Genomic DNA, 19,809 nt, shown 5'->3' on the forward strand with positions numbered 1-19,809 from the left:
ACCTGATGGCCCAGAAGATCATTCGCGTAGGCGACATCGAGATTGCCAACGACAAGCCCATGGTGCTGTTCGGCGGCATGAACGTGTTGGAAAGCCGTGACATGGCGATGCAGGTCTGTGAAGAGTACGTCAAGGTTACCGAGAAACTGGGTATCCCCTACGTGTTCAAGGCCAGCTTCGACAAGGCCAACCGTTCGTCCGTGACCTCCTATCGCGGCCCGGGCCTTGAAGAAGGCATGCGGATCTTCCAGGACATCAAGCAAGCCTTCGGCGTGCCGATCATCACCGACGTCCACGAGCCTGAACAGGCTGCCGTGGTCGCCGAGGTGTGCGACATCATCCAGTTGCCGGCCTTCCTGTCGCGCCAGACCGACCTCGTGGTCGCGATGGCCAGGACCGGCGCGGTGATCAATATCAAGAAAGCCCAGTTCCTCGCGCCCCAGGAGATGAAACACATCCTGAACAAGTGCGTGGAAGCGGGTAACGACCAGTTGATCCTCTGCGAGCGCGGTTCGAGCTTCGGCTACAACAACCTCGTGGTGGACATGCTCGGTTTCGGCATCATGAAGCAGTTCGAATACCCGGTGTTCTTCGACGTGACCCACGCGCTGCAAATGCCCGGTGGTCGCGCCGACTCCGCCGGTGGGCGCCGTGCCCAGGTACTGGACCTGGCCAAGGCCGGCATCAGCCAGTCCCTGGCGGGCCTGTTCCTCGAAGCCCACCCGGACCCGGACAACGCCAAATGCGACGGCCCATGCGCCCTGCGCCTGGACAAGCTGGAGCCATTCCTGGCCCAGCTCAAGCAGTTGGACGAACTGGTCAAGAGTTTTCCGACGGTAGAGACCGCGTAAGCGTTGATTCTCCGGTAGACTTTCCCACGCTTTACGCTCAGGCCTACGGGCCTGAGCCTTGTCGCCTGCAAGCCTGCCCCGTTGTTCCACCCTTGCGGTCGGTCAAAAGATTTCCTTCAGCTGCGTCGTTTTCGTCAACTTTGGAGTGTTTACAACAATGGCAAAAATCGTCGACATCAAAGGTCGTGAAGTTCTCGACTCCCGTGGCAACCCCACCGTCGAAGCCGACGTGCTTCTCGATAACGGCATCATCGGCAGCGCCTGCGCGCCGTCCGGTGCTTCCACAGGTTCGCGCGAAGCGCTGGAACTGCGTGATGGCGACAAGAGCCGTTACCTGGGCAAGGGTGTCCTCAAGGCTGTAGCCAACATCAACGGCCCGATCCGTGACCTGCTGCTGGGCAAGGACCCGCTGGACCAGAAAGCCCTGGACCACGCGATGATCAAGCTCGACGGCACTGAAAACAAAGGCAGCCTCGGCGCCAACGCCATCCTCGCCGTGTCCCTGGCTGCTGCCAAGGCGGCCGCCCAGGACCAGGACCTGCCGCTGTACGCCCACATCGCCAACCTGAACGGTACCCCGGGTGTCTACTCGATGCCGGTTCCGATGATGAACATCATCAACGGTGGCGAGCATGCCGATAACAACGTCGACATCCAGGAATTCATGGTGCAGCCGGTCGGCGCCAAGACCTTCTCCGAAGGCCTGCGCATGGGCACCGAGATTTTCCATCACCTCAAAGCCGTGCTGAAAGCTCGTGGCCTGAGCACTGCCGTAGGTGACGAAGGTGGTTTCGCACCAAACCTGGCGTCCAACGAAGATGCACTGAAAGTGATCTCCGAAGCCGTGGCCAACGCCGGCTACACACTGGGCACCGACGTGACCCTGGCCCTGGACTGCGCCGCCAGCGAGTTCTACGAAGATGGCAAATACAACCTGTCCGGCGAAGGCCAGGTGTTCAACTCCGAAGGTTTTGCCGACTACCTCAAGGGCCTGACCCAGCGCTATCCGATCATCTCGATCGAAGACGGCCTGGACGAGTCCGACTGGGATGGCTGGAAGATCCTCACCGACAAGATCGGCGAGAAAGTCCAGCTGGTGGGTGACGACCTGTTCGTGACCAACACCAAGATCCTGAAAGAAGGCATCGACAAAAAGATCGCCAACTCGATCCTGATCAAGTTCAACCAGATCGGCACCCTGACCGAAACCCTGGAAGCCATCCAGATGGCCAAGGCTGCGGGCTACACCGCCGTGATCTCGCACCGCTCCGGCGAAACTGAAGACTCGACCATCGCCGACCTGGCCGTGGGCACTTCGGCGGGCCAGATCAAGACCGGCTCCCTGTGCCGTTCCGACCGTGTGTCCAAGTACAACCAATTGCTGCGTATCGAAGAGCAACTGGCCGGCAAAGCCAAGTACAACGGTCGCGGCGAGTTTCGCGGCTGATCGGTAAGTGGTAAAAAGTCGGTGGATTGCGTCGGAAAGATCACGAAGGTGCGAGTTTCGACGCTAATCTGATGGCGATCAAGCACAAGCCTGGTTCTTCCAGGCTTCGTGCTATCAGTTGCTGTAAAAGTTTTGCATGGCGTGTTTTTCCACTGGATACCCGATATTCGATGCGCAGTCCCAATTGGTTGTTCCTCGTCTTGCTCTTGTTGCTGGCTGGCCTGCAGTACCGCCTATGGGTAGGTAATGGCAGCTTTGCGCAGGTAAAAGACCTGACCCAGCAAATTGCCGACCAGCACGCCGAGAACGAACGCCTGCTGGAGCGCAACCGCGTCCTCGATGCCGAAGTGCTTGAGCTGAAAAAGGGTACCGAGACCGTTGAAGAACGGGCCCGTCATGAGTTGGGCATGGTCAAGGAGGGCGAAACCCTCTACCAGTTGGCCCAATGAGTTACCGTTTGCCGGCCTTCTGGGCCGTGATACCTGCCGCGGGCGTCGGTGCCCGTATGGCCGCGGACCGTCCCAAGCAATACTTGCAATTGGGCGGGCGCACTATTCTCGAACACAGCCTTGGCTGTTTTCTCGACCATCCCAGCCTCAAGGGGTTGGTGGTCAGTCTTGCTGCTGAAGATCCGTATTGGCCCGACCTGGCGTGTGCCGCTGACCCGCGTATCCAACGTGCGGACGGTGGTTCGGAGCGCTCGGGGTCGGTGCTCAATGCACTGCTGCAACTCAATGCCCTGGGCGCCGGCGATGACGATTGGGTGTTAGTGCATGACGCGGCGCGGCCTAATTTGAGCCGTGATGACCTCGACAAGCTGCTGGTCGAATTGGCGGACGATCCGGTGGGCGGCCTGCTGGCGGTGCCGGCTCGCGATACCCTCAAGCGTGTCGACAAGCAGGGGCGGGTGGTGGAAACCGTCGACCGCAGCTTGATCTGGCAAGCCTATACGCCGCAGATGTTCCGCCTCGGGGCCTTGCACCGCGCATTGGCTGACAGCCTGGTGGCCGATGCGGTGATCACCGATGAAGCCTCGGCGATGGAGTGGTCCGGGCAGGCGCCGCGCTTGATCGAAGGGCGCTCGGACAATATCAAGGTGACCCGGCCGGAAGACCTGGAGTGGCTGCGACTGCGTTGGGCGAATCGTCGTTAATCAACCGCTGTACTCCGGCCGCTCGGCCAAGCCCTCTTTCAAGAAATCCACCAACTTCCTGACCTTCGGCGACAAGTGCCGTTGTTGCGGATACAGCGCCCACACCGCCGTATTCGGCGGCTGATGCGCCTCCAGCAACGACACCAGCGCGCCGCTGTGCAGATGCTCCAGCACGTAATAGTCCGGCAGTTGGCATAACCCCACCCCTTGCAGCGCCGCATCCAGCACCGCTTGCCCACTGTTGCAGCGCCAGTTTCCCTGTACCCGTTGGGAAAATTCGCGCCCGTCCTGGGCCAGTTGCCAAATATCCGAGCTGCCGATCAGGCAGTTATGTCGACTCAATTCCGACAAGCTATGGGGCCGTCCGTACCGCGCCAGGTAGGACGGCGACGCGCACAGGTACATACGCCGAGGTGCGAGGCGACTGGCGACCATGCGCGAATCCTGCAAGCGCCCCAGGCGAATCGCCAGGTCGAGGCCTTCGTGCACCAGATCCAGTTGGCGGTTGCTCAATTCGATATCCACCCGCAATTGCGGGTACAGGCCCATGAACCGCGTCACCAGCGGCACGATGAAACGCTCGCCATAGGCCACCGCGCAGGTCATGCGCAACATGCCTTTCGGTTCGCTGGTGAGGTCGCCCACGGCGCGCAGGGCTTCTTCGCGGCCGTCCTGCAGGCGCTGGCAATGTTGCAGAAATGTCTGACCTGCTTCGGTCAGGGTCACCTTACGGGTACTGCGATACAGCAACCGCGTTTGCAGGCGCTCTTCCAGGCGTGCCACCTGGCGGCTGATGTGGGACGAAGACACACCCAGCCGCTCGGCAGCCGCCGTAAATTGGCTGCATTCGGCGACGGCAACGAATTCATCGATGCCTTCCCAGCGGTTCTCCAGCATAGCGATTATCCCTGTACAGCAATAAAGTTTTGCTTTTGCCTGGATTATTAATCATGGAGCCATGTTTTACACTCTCTCCATCATTTTTAACGCCCTGGAGAAACCTGGATGATCAAGTCCCGCGCTGCCGTTGCCTTTGAAGCCAAGAAACCCCTCGAGATCGTGGAAGTCGATGTGGCCATGCCCAAGGCGGGCGAAGTGCTGTTGCGTGTGGTCGCCTCCGGGGTTTGCCATACCGATGCCTACACCCTGTCCGGCGCTGACCCGGAAGGCATCTTCCCCTCCATCCTTGGCCATGAAGGCGGTGCGGTGGTCGAAGCCATCGGCGAAGGCGTGACTTCGGTGGCGGTGGGCGACCATGTGATCCCGCTGTACACCCCGGAATGCGGCAAGTGCAAGTTCTGCCTCTCGGGTAAGACCAACCTGTGCCAGGCCATTCGTTCCACCCAAGGCAAAGGCCTGATGCCGGATGGCACCACGCGTTTTTCCTACAAGGGTCAGCCGATTTTCCACTACATGGGCACCTCGACGTTCTCCGAGTACACCGTGCTGCCGGAAATTTCCGTTGCCAAAATTCCCAAAGAAGCGCCGCTGGAGAAGGTCTGCCTGCTCGGGTGTGGCGTCACCACCGGCATCGGTGCGGTAATCAACACCGCCAAGGTCAAGCCGGGTGACACCGTGGCGATCTTCGGTCTTGGCGGTATCGGCCTGTCGGCCGTGATCGGTGCGGTCAAGGCCAAGGCCGGCCGTATCATCGCGATTGACATCAACCCGGCCAAGTTCGAGATCGCCAAGCAACTGGGCGCTACCGACTGCATCAATCCGAAAGATTATGACCGCCCGATCCAGGACGTGATTGTCGATTTGACTGACGGCGGCGTGGACTTTTCCTTCGAGTGCATCGGCAACGTGCAACTGATGCGTGCCGCGCTCGAGTGCTGCCACAAGGGGTGGGGCGAGTCGGTGATCATCGGCGTTGCCGGTGCCGGCCAGGAAATCTCCACCCGCCCGTTCCAGCTGGTGACCGGTCGCGTCTGGCGTGGCTCGGCGTTCGGTGGCGTACGCGGCCGTACCGAGTTGCCAAGCTACGTGGAAATGGCCCAGACCGGCGAGATTCCGCTGGACACTTTCATCACCCACACCATGGGCCTGGAAGACATCAACAAAGCGTTTGACCTGATGCATGAAGGCAAGAGCATTCGTACCGTCATCCACTTCTGAGGTCGGCCATGAGTCTGGAAAACCTGTCGTGCCAGAAGAGCTTCGGCGGCTGGCATAAACGCTACAAACATCACTCCGATGTGCTCGGCTGCGACATGACTTTCGCCGTCTACCTGCCGCCGCAAGCGGAGCAGGGCGGCAAGCTGCCGGTGCTGTACTGGCTGTCCGGCCTGACCTGCACCGATGAGAACTTCATGCAGAAAGCCGGTGCCCAGCGCATGGCGGCGGAACTGGGGTTGATCATCGTGGCGCCGGACACCAGCCCACGTGGGCCCGGTGTACCGGGCGACCCGGATAACGCCTGGGATTTCGGCCTGGGCGCAGGGTTTTACCTGAATGCCACGCAGGAACCGTGGGCCAAGCACTATCGGATGCATGACTACGTGGTGCAGGAATTGCCGGCATTGGTTGAAGCGCATTTCCCGGCTTCGTACAAACGCGGTATCAGCGGCCACTCCATGGGCGGCCACGGTGCGTTGGTGTGTGCCCTGCGCAACCCTGGGCGTTACCTGTCGGTGTCGGCGTTTTCGCCGATTAACAATCCGATGGATTGCCCGTGGGGCCAGAAAGCTTTCTCCCGTTACCTGGGTGAAGAGCGCGCCAAATGGCGTGAATGGGATGCCTGTGTGCTGATCGGCGAAGCCTCGGAAAAGCTGCCGTTGCTGGTGGACCAGGGCGACCGCGACGATTTCCTTGCCGTGCAGCTCAAGCCCGAAGCCTTGCAGCAAGCGGCCAAGGCGGCCAGCCATCCGCTGGAACTGCGCCTGCAGCCTGGCTACGACCACAGCTACTTCTTTATCGCCAGCTTCATCGAAGATCATTTGCGACATCATGGTCGTGCTTTGCTCGGTTAATATGAGGCAAAAGTAGGTAGAATCACGCCCTGAATTAAATCGGGGCGTTTTTTTATGCGTATTGGCCACGGCTACGATGTGCACCGTTTCGCTGAAGGCGATTTCATCACCCTGGGCGGCGTGCGCATTGCACACCACCATGGGCTGCTGGCTCATTCCGACGGCGACGTTGTCCTGCATGCCTTGAGCGATGCCTTGCTCGGCGCGGCGGCGCTGGGCGATATCGGCAAGCACTTTCCGGATACCGATCCCACCTTCAAGGGCGCGGACAGCCGTGTCCTGCTGCGCCATGTGGTCGGCCTGATCCATGCCAAGGGCTGGAAGGTCGGCAATGTCGATAACACCATCGTGGCCCAGGCGCCGAAAATGGCCCCGCATATCGAATCCATGCGCGCACTGATTGCCGCAGACCTGCAAATTGAATTGGATCAAGTCAACGTGAAAGCCACCACCACCGAAAAGCTCGGGTTCACCGGTCGTGAAGAGGGCATCGCGGTGCACTCCGTCGCCTTGTTGCTGCGCGCATGAACGACCTGCAACTGCTGGGCCCGCGTGCCTATGGCGAGGCCCTGGGCAGCGCGGTCCTGAAGGCCACGGCTGAAGATTTCCAGGTCGACGAAGTGCTCGATATTCCGCTCAGCGGCGAAGGCGAGCACCTGTGGTTGTGGGTTGAGAAGCGCGGGCTCAATACTGAGGAAGCCGCGCGGCGTATCGCCAAGGCGGCTGGCGTGCCGTTGCGCACTGTCAGCTATGCCGGGCTCAAGGACCGTCAGGCGTTGACCCGCCAGTGGTTCAGCGTTCAATTGCCGGGCAAGGCCGATCCGGACATGAGCGGTGCGGAAAACGACACCCTCAGGATCCTGAAAACCGCCCGCCACAAGCGCAAGCTGCAGCGCGGCGCGCACTCGGCCAACGGCTTTACCTTGCGCCTGACCCAATTGGCCGGTGATACCGCCGCCATTGACGCTCGGTTGCAATTGATTGCCCAGTACGGCATCCCCAACTATTTCGGCACCCAGCGTTTTGGCCACAACGGTGGCAATGTCGTCGACGCGCGGGAATGGGCGGCGCGCAAGGCCCTCCCGGAGCAGCGCAATGTGCGTTCGCGGTTGTTGTCCACCGCGCGCAGTTTTCTCTTCAACAAAGTGCTGGCGGCGCGCGTCGCCGACGGTTCCTGGCAGCGCGCGCAAGTGGGTGATCTGCTGGCATTTACCGACAGCCGCAGCTTTTTTCCGGCGGGGGAGGCTGAGTGCAGCGACCCGCGCCTGGCGATCCTGGACCTGCACCCTACCGGCCCGCAGTGGGGCGAGGGTGATTCTCCGGCGACAGGCGCCACGTTTGAGTTGGAGCAGGCGGTCGCCGCCGGTGAAGCCGACCTGCGTGATTGGCTGGTGAGTGCCGGCATGAGCCAGGAACGTCGCATTCTGCGACTGCCCATTGGCGGGTTGACGTGGCATTATCCCGGGCCTGACATTCTGCAATTGGAATTCGTCCTGCCGGCCGGATGCTTCGCCACTGTCTTGGTGCGCGAGCTTGTTGATCTGGTGCCGGTGGGGCAGACGGACAGCCCATGCGTATTCTGATATCAAACGATGACGGTGCCACCGCACCCGGCCTTGCCGCGCTCTATGCTGCGCTGCAGGATTACGCCGAGTGCGTGGTGGTTGCCCCCGACCAGGACAAGAGCGGCGCCAGCAGTTCGCTGACGCTCGACCGTCCGCTGCACCCGCAGGTTCTGGCCAATGGCTTTATCAGTGTGAACGGCACCCCCACCGACTGCGTGCACCTGGCGATCAACAGTTTGTTGGACCAGGAGCCGGACCTGGTGGTGTCGGGCATCAACCTCGGCGCCAACCTGGGCGACGACGTGCTGTATTCCGGCACGGTGGCGGCGGCGCTTGAAGGACGCTTCCTCGGCCGTACCTCGTTTGCGTTTTCGTTGGCATCGCGGCAACTGGACAACTTGCCCACCGCGGCCTATTTCGCGCGCAAGCTGGTGGAGGCCCATGGCGCCCTGGACCTGCCGCCGCGCACGGTGCTCAACGTCAACATTCCCAATTTGCCCCTCGACCACATTCGCGGTATCCAGCTTACGCGCCTGGGCCATCGCGCCCGCGCGGCAGCGCCGTTGAAGGTCGTCGACCCGCGTGGCAAGGAAGGCTACTGGATCGCGGCAGCGGGCGATGCCGAAGACGGTGGCCCAGGCACGGACTTTCACGCGGTGATGCAAGGCTATGTGTCGATTACCCCGTTGCAACTTGATCGCACCTTCAGTGATGCCTTCAGTAGTCTCGATGGCTGGCTGGAGGGGCTGCGCTGATGGCTCGTGAACAAGACGACCTGCTGCGCCGGGGCATCGGGATGACCTCCCAGCGCACCCGTGAGCGTTTGATCCAGCGCCTGTACGAAGAGGGGCTTTCCAACGCCCAGGTGTTGGAAGTGATCCGGCGTACGCCTCGGCACCTCTTTGTCGATGAAGCCTTGGCCCATCGTGCCTACGAAGACACGGCATTGCCCATCGGCCATAACCAGACCATCTCCCAGCCTTATATGGTTGCGCGCATGAGCGAGCTGCTGCTGGCGGCGGGGCCGCTGGACAAAGTGCTGGAGATCGGCACCGGTTCCGGCTACCAGACGGCGGTGCTGTCGCAACTGGTGGAGCGGGTGTTCTCGGTGGAGCGCATCAAGGTGCTGCAGGATCGCGCCAAGGAACGCCTGGTGGAGCTGAACCTGCGCAACGTGGTATTCCGCTGGGGCGATGGTTGGGAAGGCTGGCCGGCGCTGGCGCCCTACAACGGGATTATCGTCACTGCCGTGGCCACGGATGTGCCGCAGGCGCTGCTCGATCAACTGGCCCCGGGAGGGCGGCTGGTCATTCCGGTGGGTTCCGGTGAAGTGCAACAATTGATGCTTATTGTCCGTGAAGACGATGGTTTTTCCCGGCATGTACTCGGCGCCGTGCGTTTTGTGCCGTTGCTCAATGGCCCGCTGGCCTGATCATTTTTCGCGGGCAGTGAATTCTGTTGGTGAGGATGTGTCTTACGGCGGGGTCTATCAAGTCAACATGATGGGCGGGGCGATTCAACGCGCTGAATGATTCGTTTCAGTCGCGTGACGGTAAAACTTCAATGCCCAGTTATACTTGCGTCATATTTCAAGCCTGATACAGGCATTCATGTTCAGCCACCACAAAGGGAGCGGCGGGTGAGTCTCACAGGTCTTGCGCAGCGTATGAGTAAAACAAGTTTTCAGCGACTGGTGCTTGGCCTTGTCTTTGGTTCCCTTCTGGTAGGGTGTTCCAGCTCGCCAAGCAGCGGTGCACGGGTGGTTGACCGCAATAACGCTGCACCACAAAAACCGACGGTGACCACCGGGCAGTATGTCGTGCGCAAGGGCGACACCTTGTTCTCGATTGCTTTCCGTTATGGCTGGGACTACAAGGCCCTCGCAGCCCGTAACAATATTCCTGTGCCCTACACGATACATCCGGGTCAGACGATTCGCTTTGACGGTCGCACCGGTTCTACCCCTACGGCAGTTGTGACAAACACCGGATCTTCGCCGTCGTCTTCGAGCAAAACCACCATCATTACCCGGCCTGCGGGTACCGCTGCGCCGAGTGTCGCGAACAAGCCGGCACCCGCGCCGTTGCCCCCCGCAGGGCCTGCGCCGACCGGTTGGGGATGGCCCTCAAATGGAGTGTTAATTGGAAAATTCTCTTCAAACGGCAGTTTGAATAAAGGCATTGATATTGCCGGGGATTTGGGACAGCCTGTTTTAGCTGCGTCTGATGGGACGGTGGTGTACGCCGGGAGTGGTTTGCGGGGCTACGGCGAGCTGGTCATCATCAAACACAGCGATACCTACGTCAGTGCTTACGGCCACAACCGTAGGCTGTTGGTTCGGGAGGGGCAGCAGGTCAAAGTCGGACAGACAATTGCCGAAATGGGATCAACTGGTACAGACCGGGTGAAACTGCACTTTGAGATTCGCCGTCAAGGGAAGCCTGTAGATCCACTGCAATTCCTACCCCGTCGTTGATATGTTGCACAGCCTGTTCCTCACGTAGAAGGAACAGGCTCCAGCGTTGCCAAGGATAAAGGCGTCGCTTGAGCTTGAGGTCGAACTCACCAAAGGACTATAACAATGGCTCTCAGTAAAGAAGCGCCGGAGTTTGACATCGACGATGAGGTTCTCCTTATGGAGACCGGCATCGCTACGGAATCGATGTCGAATGAGGGACCTGCTGTACCTTCAGTTCGCACCAAATCCAAGAACTCCACCGCGTTAAAGCAACACAAATACATTGATTACACCCGGGCGCTCGATGCGACCCAGCTGTACCTCAATGAAATCGGCTTTTCCCCTCTGCTGACTCCCGAAGAAGAAGTCCATTTTGCGCGCTTGTCGCAAAAGGGTGATCCGGCTGGGCGCAAGCGCATGATTGAAAGCAACCTGCGCCTGGTGGTGAAAATCGCCCGGCGCTACGTCAATCGTGGGCTGTCCTTGTTGGACCTGATCGAGGAGGGCAACCTGGGCTTGATCCGGGCGGTGGAGAAGTTCGATCCTGAGCGGGGCTTCCGCTTCTCGACCTATGCCACCTGGTGGATTCGCCAGACCATCGAACGGGCGATCATGAATCAGACCCGCACGATCCGGTTGCCGATCCATGTGGTCAAGGAGCTCAACGTGTACCTGCGGGCGGCACGTGAGCTCACTCAAAAACTCGATCATGAACCCTCGCCCGAAGAAATCGCCAACCTGCTGGAAAAACCGGTAGGGGAGGTCAAGCGCATGCTGGGTCTTAACGAGCGTGTGTCTTCGGTCGACGTCTCGCTGGGTCCGGACTCGGATAAAACCCTGCTGGACACCCTGACGGATGATCGTCCTACGGATCCCTGCGAGCTGTTGCAGGATGATGATCTTTCCCAAAGCATTGACCAGTGGCTGTCCGAGCTCACGGACAAGCAGCGTGAGGTGGTGATTCGCCGCTTCGGCCTGCGTGGCCATGAGAGCAGTACGCTGGAGGACGTAGGCCTGGAGATTGGCCTGACCCGTGAGCGGGTGCGGCAGATCCAGGTGGAAGGGCTCAAGCGCTTGCGCGAGATCCTGGAGAAGAATGGCTTGTCGAGCGAGTCGTTGTTTCAATAACGACGCCGCTTGAGTGCTTGAATGTGGGAGGGGGCTTGCCCCGATAGTGGTCTGTCAGTCAATGCAAGTATCGACTGCTACACCGCCATCGGGGGCAAGCCCCCTCCCACATTTTTTGCGCACGACATTTTATTCATGTATGCCCAAATCCCAGGCATAAAAAAACCCCGCTTTTAAGGGCGGGGTCTTTTTGACTGAGTCAGTACAAGTTAGATAACTTGAACTTCTTCAGCTTGCATGCCTTTCTGACCGCGGGTAGCGATGAAAGAAACCTGTTGGCCTTCTTTCAGGCTTTTGAAGCCGTCGGATTGGATAGCTTTGAAGTGAACGAACAGGTCGTCACCGGATTGTGGAGTGATGAAGCCGAAGCCTTTTTCATCGTTGAACCACTTAACGGTACCAGTTTGGCGATTAGACATGGTGTATCTCCTTGGACAAAGTTAACTGCGACTCAGGAAAAGCCCTGGCCGAGACTGAGTGCAAAGAGCAGGAAAAATTCTTGGAGATGGTTGGATCGAAATTCAACATATCGTGTAGAGATTCTCAGTGACACAAGCAGCACAGTGGCGCCACCTTAACCCTTTTTCCGGAACGTGCCAATGGTATTTCCGAAGGTTTCTCTATTTTCGTGACTGGCGGTGGTATTTACACACACTGGTTGCGGCAATGCGGGTCCCGGCCCCGCTGGCTGCGCCTTATGGCAGCCGGTGCGTTCATCAAGAAAAGCCCGACGCCCTTTGAACCCCAACGCCGGCCCCGGTAAGATGCCCCACAGAATTTTTCCACCTCGCTATTCAGGACACCCGCCATGAGCATCAAATCGGACAAGTGGATTCGCCGCATGGCGCAAGAGCACGGCATGATCGAACCGTTCGTCGAGCGCCAGATTCGTGGTGAAGGCGATGACCGCGTGATCTCGTACGGCGTTTCCAGCTACGGCTACGATGTGCGCTGCGCCGACGAGTTCAAGGTGTTCACCAACATCAACTCGGCGATCGTGGATCCGAAGAACTTCGACGAAAAGAGCTTCGTCGATGTGAAAAGCGACGTGTGCATTATCCCGCCGAATTCCTTTGCCCTGGCACGCACCGTGGAATTCTTCCGGATTCCCCGCGACGTGCTGACCATCTGCCTGGGTAAAAGCACCTACGCGCGCTGCGGCATTATCGTCAACGTGACGCCACTTGAGCCTGAGTGGGAAGGCCACGTGACCCTGGAGTTCTCCAACACCACCACCCTGCCGGCGAAAATCTACGCTAACGAAGGCGTGGCGCAGATGCTGTTCCTGCAGTCTGACGAGGCCTGTGAAGTGTCCTACAAAGACCGCGCCGGCAAGTACCAAGGCCAGCGCGGCGTCACCTTGCCACGCGCTTGATCGAAAGGTCCTACGCGTAAAGGGAATTAGTCCGCAGAAAGTGACTCTATTGGGTGTACTGCCTCGGTGCGTGCAAAACGCACCGAGCCACGCTTGAGGAGTGCCTTATGAAGATTGACCCGCGAATCAGCGCAGAACTTGCCCGGCTTGAACCCAACCAGATTGGCGTTCTGGCCTGGTCCCTGATGGCTGATCCCGCCTATGCAGGCGGCATCCCCGGCCAACCCGATGAAGATTGGCCACAGCAGCCCACCGAGCCCGGTGAGCCGACCCTTCCGGACGAGCCGCCTCCCGCACCGGTCGCCTGATACCCGCAAGGCCGGTCAGCGCACCTGCCACACCTGGTGATCGCCGATGACAAAGATTCGGCGGTCATTGTCCTGCTCCACCGTATGCCCCCCGGTAAACGCCCCAAACGCCGGCAGCAGGCTGACGCGTGTGCCGAACTGGAAACACGGCAGGCGCAGGCTCTGCCGGCCCTTGCCGCGTAAGCGATACGCCGGGTGCACATGCCCCGCCAGCACATGGTGGCTGGCATGGGCGTGCGGTTCGTGTTGCAGGGCGAAAGGGCCCATCAACAGGGGCTCCGGGACCACTTCGATGTTCAAGTCAGCCGGTGGGTCGCCCGCGCGTTTATCGTGATTACCGCGAATCAAGGTCATCGACAGGTCGCAATGACGTGCTCGCCAGGCTCTCAAGGCGCTGAGGGTGCCGCTGGCGTGGGAGCCGGGCCCGTGGAGGAAATCGCCGAGAAAGATTACCTGGGCGCACGGTACGGCCGCCAACAGCCGATCCAGGCGCTGCAGATTCTCGGTGGTGGTGCCTTGCGGTACCGGCTGGCCCAGGCTGCGATAGGCCGATGCCTTGCCAAAGTGTGCATCGGCGATCAGCAGGCACTGGCGCGCGGGCCAGTAGAGCGCCTTATCCGCCAACAGCCACAGCTCTTCGCCCTCCAGCGTCACTGAGCACACCATCAGCGTTTGCCGTTATCGGCGACTTTTTCCAAGTCCTTGACCATCCGCGCAATGCGCTCCGAGAGTTTTTCCGAACTCATGCTTTCGCGCATCCGTTCTACCAGCAGTGGGAAGGCCAGGGGCGTAGGACGTTCGATCCTATGCACGTCCAGTGTCAGCGCCGAGAGGCGAAGCAAGGTCTCTTCCAGTCGACGAATATCCAATTCGTCGCGCAGGACTTCTTCCCCCGCCTGGGCCAGCAACAGGTTTTGCGGGTCATATTGCTTGAACACTTCAAAGAACAACCCGCTGGATGCCTGCACCTGGCGCGTGCTTTTCGGCGCGCCGGGGTAACCGGCAAACACCAGCCCGGCGATACGCGCAATCTCGCGAAAGCGGCGCAGGGCGAGTTCCCCGGCGTTCAGGCTGGCTGCTACGTCTGCCAGCAACTGCTTCGGGCTCAGCAGCGCCCCATTCAGCAAGCGTGGCCAATCCAACTCGGTGGCGCTGAGCAACTCCAAGCCATAATCGTTGACGGCAATCGAGAAGGTCACAGGCTGCTGCTGGCTGACCCGCCACGCCAGCAGACTCGCCAGTCCCAGGTGCACCTGGCGGCCGGCAAACGGGTAGAGGAACAGGTGCCAGCCCTCCCGCGATTTCAAGGCTTCGGCCAACAAGTGCTCGCGCGTCGGCAAGCCGGACCAGCGCAATTGTGTCTGAAGCAGGGTTTGCACAGCCCGCATTTCCGGCCCCTCGTAGACCCCGTGCGCGGCCGCATCGAAGCGCTCCACCACGGCTTGGGCCAGCTCATTGGAAAGGGGCATGCGCCCGCCATTCCAGCGGGGTACGGCAGCTTTTTTGGCGCTGCTGCGGCGCACATAGGCGGTCATGTTTTCCACCCGCACCAATTCCAGCAGGCGTCCGGCAAACAAGAAGCCATCACCCGGCTTGAGGCGTGCGATAAAACCTTCCTCGACACTGCCCAGGTTCTTGCCACCGCCGCCCTTGCTCCAGAATTTCAGCTGGATACTGGCGTCGCTGACAATGGTGCCCACGCTCATGCGATGGCGGCGCGCAAGCCGGGCATCGGGGACGCGCCAGATGCCGTGCTCGTCCGGCGCCACGCGGCGGTAATCCGGGTAAGCGGTCAGCGATAAGCCGCCATGCCGTACAAAACCCAGGGCCCAGGCCCAATCGGCCTCGCTGAGGTCACGATAGGCCCAGGCGCCACGCACCTCCGCCAGCAGCGCCTGCGGCGTAAAGCCACCGCCCAGGGCCATGCTCACCAAATGTTGTACGAGCACATCCAACGGCTTGTGGGGCGATTCGCGGGCTTCGATGCGCCGCGCTGCAATGGCGTCCTGGGCCGCAGCGGCTTCCACCAGTTCCAGGCTGTGGGTCGGCACCAGGGTCACCCGCGACGGCCGTCCGGGTGCATGGCCGGAGCGCCCGGCGCGTTGCATCAGGCGCGCCACGCCTTTGGCCGAGCCGATTTGCAGCACGCGCTCCACCGGCAAAAAATCCACCCCCAGGTCCAGGCTGGAGGTGCACACCACCGCCTTGAGCTGACCGTCTTTCAACGCCCGCTCCACCCAGTCGCGGGTCTCGCGGGCCAGCGAACCATGGTGCAGGGCAATCACCCCGGCCCAATCCGGGCGTGCATCGAGCAGCGCCTGATACCAGATTTCCGACTGCGCCCGCGTGTTGGTAAACACCAGGCAACTGCTGCTGGCGTCGACCTCGGCCACCACCTGCGGCAGCATCTTCAAGCCGATATGCCCAGCCCAGGGAAACCGCTCGGCGAAGGGCGGCAGCAAGGTGTCGACGTGCAACTGCTTGGCCGTTTGTCCCTGCACATTAATCCCGTCCCCTTGTGGGACCAGCACTTCCAGGGCGTGGGACTGGTTACCGAGGGTGGCCGAAATGCCCCACACCATCAGTTCGGGATGCCAACGCCGCAGCCGCGCCAACGCCAGCTGCAACTGCACGCCGCGCTTGTTGCCGATCAGCTCATGCCATTCATCCACCACCACCATGCGCAGGTGCGCCAGGCTCGTTTCGCTGTCGGCGCGGGCGAGCATCAGGGTCAGGCTTTCCGGGGTGGTGACCAGGGCGGTGGGCTGGCGTCGGGTTTGCCGGGCACGCTCGCTGCTGCTGGTATCGCCGGTGCGCAGGCCGACGCTCCAGGGAATCTGCAAGGCCTCGAGCGGCGCTTCGAGGGCGCGTGCGGTGTCGGCGGCCAACGCACGCATGGGCGTGATCCACAGCACGGTCAGTGGCTCAGCCGGCGGTTTGCGTTTACCGGTGGCGGGCGGTCGGGTGATCGCGAAACGGTTGAGGGCGGCAAACCACAGGGCGTAGGTTTTGCCGGCGCCGGTGCTGGCGTGCAGCAAGCCCGAGCGGCCGTCCTTGACCGCCGTCCATACGTCTTTCTGGAAAGCGAACGGCTTCCAGCCTTTGGCGGCAAACCACGTTTTGGCGAAGTCGAGGGGTTTTGCCATGGGGCGGCGAACGCTCTGGAGGGCCTATTCCACAGACCCTCCAGGCGTCGCAAAGGTTTACTTCAAATTGCCGCTCAGGAACTGTTGCAGGCGTTCGCTCTTCGGATTGCCCAGCACATCCTCCGGCGCGCCTTGCTCTTCCACCAGGCCCTTGTGCAGGAACAGCACCTGGCTGGATACCTTGCGTGCAAAGCTCATTTCGTGGGTCACCATGATCATGGTGCGGCCTTCCTCGGCCAGGCCCTGGATGACCTTCAACACTTCACCCACCAACTCCGGGTCGAGGGCCGAGGTGGGTTCGTCGAACAGCATCACTTCCGGCTCCATGGCCAGGGCACGGGCGATGGCCACCCGTTGCTGCTGGCCACCGGACAGGAACGCCGGGTATTGGTCCGCCACGCGTGCCGGTAAACCCACTTTGTCCAGGTAGCGACGGGCGCGGTCTTCGGCGTCCTTTTTGCTGCAACCCAGCACCCGGCGCGGGGCCATGGTGATGTTTTCCAGCACGCTCATATGGCTCCACAGGTTGAAATGCTGGAACACCATCGCCAGTCGCGTGCGCAGGCGCTGCAGTTCGGCATCGTCGGCCACGCGCATGCCGTGGCGGTCGCTGACCATGCGGATCGGCTGGCCGTCGAGGGTCATGGCGCCGTCGTTGGGGGTTTCCAGGAAGTTGATGCAACGCAAAAAGGTGCTTTTGCCCGAGCCGCTGGCGCCGATCAGGCTGATCACATCACCGGTCCTGGCCTTGAGCGAGACGCCTTTGAGCACCTCATTGTCGCCATAGCTTTTATGCAGGCCTTCAACGGTCAATTTGTACATGGGGCGTGCATCCTCAAGGCGAAAGTAGATAGCCGCTGCGGTAGGCCTCGGTGCCTGCGACATGGCCGATGACCATCCCGGCAGTGGCCATGCGGCGCAGCGAACGGGCGTAAAGCAGGCCGGCCTTCTGGCAGTGCACGGGCGTTACGCGGTCGGTAATGGGGTCGATGATTTCGGCGATCAGTTGCCCGGCTTCCAGGTATTCACCGGGCAGGGCGCTGAACACCAGCAGGCCGCCCACCGGCGTTGCCACGGGTTCGACGCCCGCCAGCGGCGTGGCGGGGTAGGGCAGTTCGGGCAGCGGTGCGGCGTCGCCGGCAATCGCGCCGAAGTGAATCAGGTAGTCGATGATTGCCTGGCAGTCGAGGGCGGCCAACCCATGGTTGACGTCGCCCTGGCCACGCAGTTCGACGGTCACCGAAAAACTGCCCATGGGAATCGGGAAGCGCGCGCCAAAGCGTTGTTGCAGCTGCCACCACACTAGGGTGAAACACTCATCGAAGGATTGCCCGCCGGAATCGGTGGCAAGCAGATTGGCCTCCGAGCCGATATAGCGTGCCAGCGGTTCCACCTGCGGCCAGGCTTCGGGCGTGGTGTAGAGGTGCGCCACGGCTTCGAAGTCGCAATGCAGGTCCAGCACCATGTCGGCATCGCAGGCCAGGCGTTGCAGCACCAGCCGTTGAGCGAGCAATTGGGTCGTGGCGGTTTGCCCGGCGAGGGCGGTGCTCAACGCGGCACGGATCAGCTCGACGTTGTGCCGGGGATCATCCCCGAGCAACGCTTCGACCTGGTCGCCCACTTCTTCGCTGAGGTCGACAAACAGGCGATTGAAGTTCTGCCCGCTTTCCAACTCGTAGCGGCCCAGCGGGGTGTCCATCAACACCTGTTCCAGGCCTGCCGGATTGGCGATGGGCACCAGCACGATCTCGCTCAGTAACCGCCCGGCTGCCGCCAGCTCGGCCAGGCGCACCTTCAGGTGCCAGGCCACCAGCATGCCCGGCAGTTCATCGGCATGCAGCGATGACTGGATATAGACCTTGCCCTCGGCGTGTTCGGGGCCGAAGTGGAAACTGTGAATCTGCCGCGCCGTGCCTGGCACCGGCGCGATCAGATCGTGTACCTGATGATGCATGAAGGCTCCTTAATGGCTGGGCCCGAGAAACGCCAGCCAACGGCGCTCCGCCAGACGGAACAGACCGACCAGGGCAAAGGTCACGGTCAGGTAGATCAGCGCGGCGATACCGAATGATTGGAACGTCATGAACGTGGCCGAGTTGGCGTCCCGTGCCACCTTGAGGATGTCCGGAATCGTCGCGGTAAACGCTACCGTGGTCGAGTGCAGCATCAAGATCACTTCGTTGCTGTAGTAGGGCAACGAGCGGCGCAACGCCGAAGGCATGATGACGTAGGCGTACAGCTTCCAGCCGCTTAAACCGTAGGCCTTGGCCGCCTCGACTTCGCCGTGGGCCATGCTGCGGATGGCCCCGGCGAAAATCTCCGTGGTGTAGGCGCAGGTGTTGAGGGCGAAGGCCAGGATCGTGCAGTTCATCGCATCGCGAAAGAACGCATCCAGCAGCGGTTGTTCGCGTACGGCGGCGATGCTGTAGATGCCGGTGTAGCAGATCAGCAACTGGATATAGAGCGGCGTGCCACGGAACAGGTAGGTGTAGAACTGCACCGGCCAGCGTACCAGCGGGTTGCGCGATACACGGGCGATGGACAGCGGGATCGACACCACAAAGCCGATGACCAGGGCGGCGCTGAGCAGCCACAGGGTCATGGCCAGGCCGGTGATGTGCTGGCCGTCGCTATAGAGGAAGGGGCGCCAGTATTCCTGCAAGAGTTCGATCATCGCACCGCCTCCCGTGAGCCTGCGGAGTAGCGACGTTCAAGACGACGCAGGACGAAGTTGGACGCGCTGGTGATCAACAGGTAGATCAGCGCGGCGAGCACCAGGAAGTAGAACAGTTGGTAGGTGCTTTTGCCGGCATCCTGGGCGGCCTTGACCAGGTCCGCCAGACCGATGATCGACACCAGGGCCGTGGCCTTGAGCATCACCATCCAGTTGTTGCCGATACCCGGCAGGGCAAAGCGCATCATCTGCGGGAAGGTCACGTAGCGAAAGCGTTGCCCGCGCTTGAGGCCGTAGGCCGTGGCGGCTTCGAGCTGGCCACGGGGCACGGCGAGGATTGCGCCGCGAAACGTCTCGGTGAAATAAGCACCGTAGATAAAGCCCAGGGTGATCACCCCGGCGCTGAATGGGTCGATCTCGATGTATTCCCATTCCATGAAGTCGGTCAGGCCGGTGAGCCAGGTTTGCAGGCTGTAGAAAATCAACAGCATCAGCACCAGGTCGGGTACACCGCGAATCAGGGTGGTGTAGAGCTGGGCGGGGATACGCAGGAAGGGCAGGCTGGAAAGTTTGGCGCTGGCGCCGAGCAGGCCCAGCAATACGCTGACGATCAGGGACAGCACCGACAACTTGATGGTCATCCAGGTGCCTTGCAGCAACAACGGGCCGAAACCCTTCAGGCTGAGTGCGCTCAGCCCGAGGGTTTGCAACAGTTCTTCGAACATAAATCAG

Annotated in this window: 22 protein-coding genes; 14 read left to right on the forward strand and 8 right to left on the reverse strand. The window is 61.0% G+C overall.

What is annotated here, in order from left to right:
* Positions 1 to 5 precede the first annotated feature (5 nt).
* The 4 genes from kdsA (at position 6) to ispD (ending at position 3,451) form a co-directional block, all read left to right on the forward strand.
* On the forward strand, positions 6 to 851 hold the full coding sequence (kdsA, locus tag B9N88_RS08240) for a 3-deoxy-8-phosphooctulonate synthase (RefSeq protein WP_027604465.1): 846 nt from the start codon (positions 6 to 8) through the stop codon (positions 849 to 851).
* 157 nt (positions 852 to 1,008) lie between these two features.
* On the forward strand, positions 1,009 to 2,298 hold the full coding sequence (eno, locus tag B9N88_RS08245) for a phosphopyruvate hydratase (protein ID WP_027604464.1): 1,290 nt from the start codon (positions 1,009 to 1,011) through the stop codon (positions 2,296 to 2,298).
* Between the two features lie 170 nt (positions 2,299 to 2,468).
* Positions 2,469 to 2,747, forward strand: coding sequence for a cell division protein FtsB (gene ftsB, locus B9N88_RS08250; RefSeq protein ID WP_003172294.1), 279 nt, complete (start codon positions 2,469 to 2,471; stop codon positions 2,745 to 2,747).
* Complete coding sequence (ispD, locus tag B9N88_RS08255) at positions 2,744 to 3,451, forward strand: 2-C-methyl-D-erythritol 4-phosphate cytidylyltransferase (protein ID WP_027604463.1); 708 nt, start codon at positions 2,744 to 2,746, stop codon at positions 3,449 to 3,451. The genes ftsB and ispD overlap by 4 nt, the downstream gene beginning before the upstream one ends.
* Here ispD and B9N88_RS08260 read toward each other — a convergent pair whose 3' ends face one another.
* Complete coding sequence (locus B9N88_RS08260) at positions 3,452 to 4,348, reverse strand: LysR substrate-binding domain-containing protein (protein ID WP_027604462.1); 897 nt, start codon at positions 4,346 to 4,348, stop codon at positions 3,452 to 3,454. It lies immediately after the preceding gene.
* Positions 4,349 to 4,456: 108 nt separating this feature from the next.
* Here B9N88_RS08260 and B9N88_RS08265 point away from each other — a divergent pair, with 108 nt between their 5' ends.
* The 8 genes from B9N88_RS08265 (at position 4,457) to rpoS (ending at position 11,574) form a co-directional block, all read left to right on the forward strand.
* Positions 4,457 to 5,569 (forward strand): S-(hydroxymethyl)glutathione dehydrogenase/class III alcohol dehydrogenase, encoded by a 1,113-nt coding sequence (locus tag B9N88_RS08265; protein WP_017137160.1) that lies wholly within the window; start codon positions 4,457 to 4,459, stop codon positions 5,567 to 5,569.
* 8 nt (positions 5,570 to 5,577) lie between these two features.
* Complete coding sequence (gene fghA / locus B9N88_RS08270) at positions 5,578 to 6,423, forward strand: S-formylglutathione hydrolase (RefSeq protein WP_027604461.1); 846 nt, start codon at positions 5,578 to 5,580, stop codon at positions 6,421 to 6,423.
* A gap of 54 nt (positions 6,424 to 6,477) precedes the next feature.
* Positions 6,478 to 6,951, forward strand: a complete 474-nt coding sequence (gene ispF / locus B9N88_RS08275) for a 2-C-methyl-D-erythritol 2,4-cyclodiphosphate synthase (RefSeq protein ID WP_012722614.1) — start codon at positions 6,478 to 6,480, stop codon at positions 6,949 to 6,951.
* Positions 6,948 to 8,006 carry a tRNA pseudouridine(13) synthase TruD gene (truD, locus tag B9N88_RS08280; RefSeq protein WP_027604460.1) on the forward strand — a complete coding sequence of 353 codons (1,059 nt, stop codon included), beginning with the start codon at positions 6,948 to 6,950 and terminating at the stop codon, positions 8,004 to 8,006. Before ispF ends, truD begins: the two co-directional genes overlap by 4 nt.
* Positions 7,994 to 8,743, forward strand: coding sequence for a 5'/3'-nucleotidase SurE (gene surE, locus B9N88_RS08285; RefSeq protein WP_027604459.1), 750 nt, complete (start codon positions 7,994 to 7,996; stop codon positions 8,741 to 8,743). The genes truD and surE overlap by 13 nt, the downstream gene beginning before the upstream one ends.
* Before the next feature lie 41 nt (positions 8,744 to 8,784).
* Entirely contained in the window at positions 8,785 to 9,420 is a 636-nt protein-coding gene (locus B9N88_RS08290) for a protein-L-isoaspartate(D-aspartate) O-methyltransferase (protein ID WP_169899534.1), read from the forward strand.
* 207 nt (positions 9,421 to 9,627) lie between these two features.
* The gene (locus B9N88_RS08295) at positions 9,628 to 10,464 is read left to right on the forward strand and encodes a peptidoglycan DD-metalloendopeptidase family protein (protein WP_027604458.1); all 837 of its coding nucleotides are present in this window, start codon (positions 9,628 to 9,630) and stop codon (positions 10,462 to 10,464) included.
* Positions 10,465 to 10,569: 105 nt separating this feature from the next.
* Positions 10,570 to 11,574, forward strand: a complete 1,005-nt coding sequence (rpoS, locus tag B9N88_RS08300) for an RNA polymerase sigma factor RpoS (RefSeq protein WP_025855149.1) — start codon at positions 10,570 to 10,572, stop codon at positions 11,572 to 11,574.
* Between the two features lie 209 nt (positions 11,575 to 11,783).
* Here the strand turns inward: rpoS and B9N88_RS08305 are convergent, their stop codons facing one another.
* Positions 11,784 to 11,993: a cold-shock protein gene (locus B9N88_RS08305; protein ID WP_002554837.1), complete on the reverse strand. Its 210-nt coding sequence runs from the start codon at positions 11,991 to 11,993 to the stop codon at positions 11,784 to 11,786.
* 389 nt (positions 11,994 to 12,382) lie between these two features.
* Here B9N88_RS08305 and dcd point away from each other — a divergent pair, with 389 nt between their 5' ends.
* Together dcd and B9N88_RS08315 are read left to right on the forward strand one after the other, a co-directional pair.
* Positions 12,383 to 12,949, forward strand: coding sequence for a dCTP deaminase (dcd, locus tag B9N88_RS08310; RefSeq protein WP_003172320.1), 567 nt, complete (start codon positions 12,383 to 12,385; stop codon positions 12,947 to 12,949).
* Positions 12,950 to 13,056: 107 nt separating this feature from the next.
* Positions 13,057 to 13,257 carry a hypothetical protein gene (locus B9N88_RS08315; protein ID WP_027604457.1) on the forward strand — a complete coding sequence of 67 codons (201 nt, stop codon included), beginning with the start codon at positions 13,057 to 13,059 and terminating at the stop codon, positions 13,255 to 13,257.
* 15 nt (positions 13,258 to 13,272) lie between these two features.
* On the opposite strand, the gene pdeM is transcribed toward B9N88_RS08315, so the two are convergent.
* Genes pdeM through B9N88_RS08345 form a run of 6 tightly spaced genes read right to left on the reverse strand, consistent with a single transcriptional unit; the run spans position 13,273 to position 19,802 of the window.
* Positions 13,273 to 13,923: a ligase-associated DNA damage response endonuclease PdeM gene (gene pdeM, locus B9N88_RS08320; RefSeq protein ID WP_027604456.1), complete on the reverse strand. Its 651-nt coding sequence runs from the start codon at positions 13,921 to 13,923 to the stop codon at positions 13,273 to 13,275.
* Positions 13,923 to 16,403 carry a ligase-associated DNA damage response DEXH box helicase gene (locus B9N88_RS08325; RefSeq protein WP_027604455.1) on the reverse strand — a complete coding sequence of 827 codons (2,481 nt, stop codon included), beginning with the start codon at positions 16,401 to 16,403 and terminating at the stop codon, positions 13,923 to 13,925. The genes pdeM and B9N88_RS08325 overlap by 1 nt, the downstream gene beginning before the upstream one ends.
* A gap of 57 nt (positions 16,404 to 16,460) precedes the next feature.
* Positions 16,461 to 17,225 carry an ABC transporter ATP-binding protein gene (locus tag B9N88_RS08330; RefSeq protein WP_016973168.1) on the reverse strand — a complete coding sequence of 255 codons (765 nt, stop codon included), beginning with the start codon at positions 17,223 to 17,225 and terminating at the stop codon, positions 16,461 to 16,463.
* Positions 17,226 to 17,238: 13 nt separating this feature from the next.
* Positions 17,239 to 18,357, reverse strand: a complete 1,119-nt coding sequence (locus B9N88_RS08335; RefSeq protein WP_027604454.1) for a succinylglutamate desuccinylase/aspartoacylase family protein — start codon at positions 18,355 to 18,357, stop codon at positions 17,239 to 17,241.
* 9 nt (positions 18,358 to 18,366) lie between these two features.
* Positions 18,367 to 19,077 (reverse strand): ABC transporter permease, encoded by a 711-nt coding sequence (locus tag B9N88_RS08340; protein ID WP_027604453.1) that lies wholly within the window; start codon positions 19,075 to 19,077, stop codon positions 18,367 to 18,369.
* Positions 19,074 to 19,802 (reverse strand): ABC transporter permease, encoded by a 729-nt coding sequence (locus B9N88_RS08345; protein ID WP_027604452.1) that lies wholly within the window; start codon positions 19,800 to 19,802, stop codon positions 19,074 to 19,076. The genes B9N88_RS08340 and B9N88_RS08345 overlap by 4 nt, the downstream gene beginning before the upstream one ends.
* Positions 19,803 to 19,809 lie beyond the last annotated feature (7 nt).

The sequence above is a fragment of the Pseudomonas sp. LAMO17WK12:I1 genome, from assembly GCF_900177315.1.
Lineage (GTDB): Bacteria > Pseudomonadota > Gammaproteobacteria > Pseudomonadales > Pseudomonadaceae > Aquipseudomonas > Aquipseudomonas marginalis.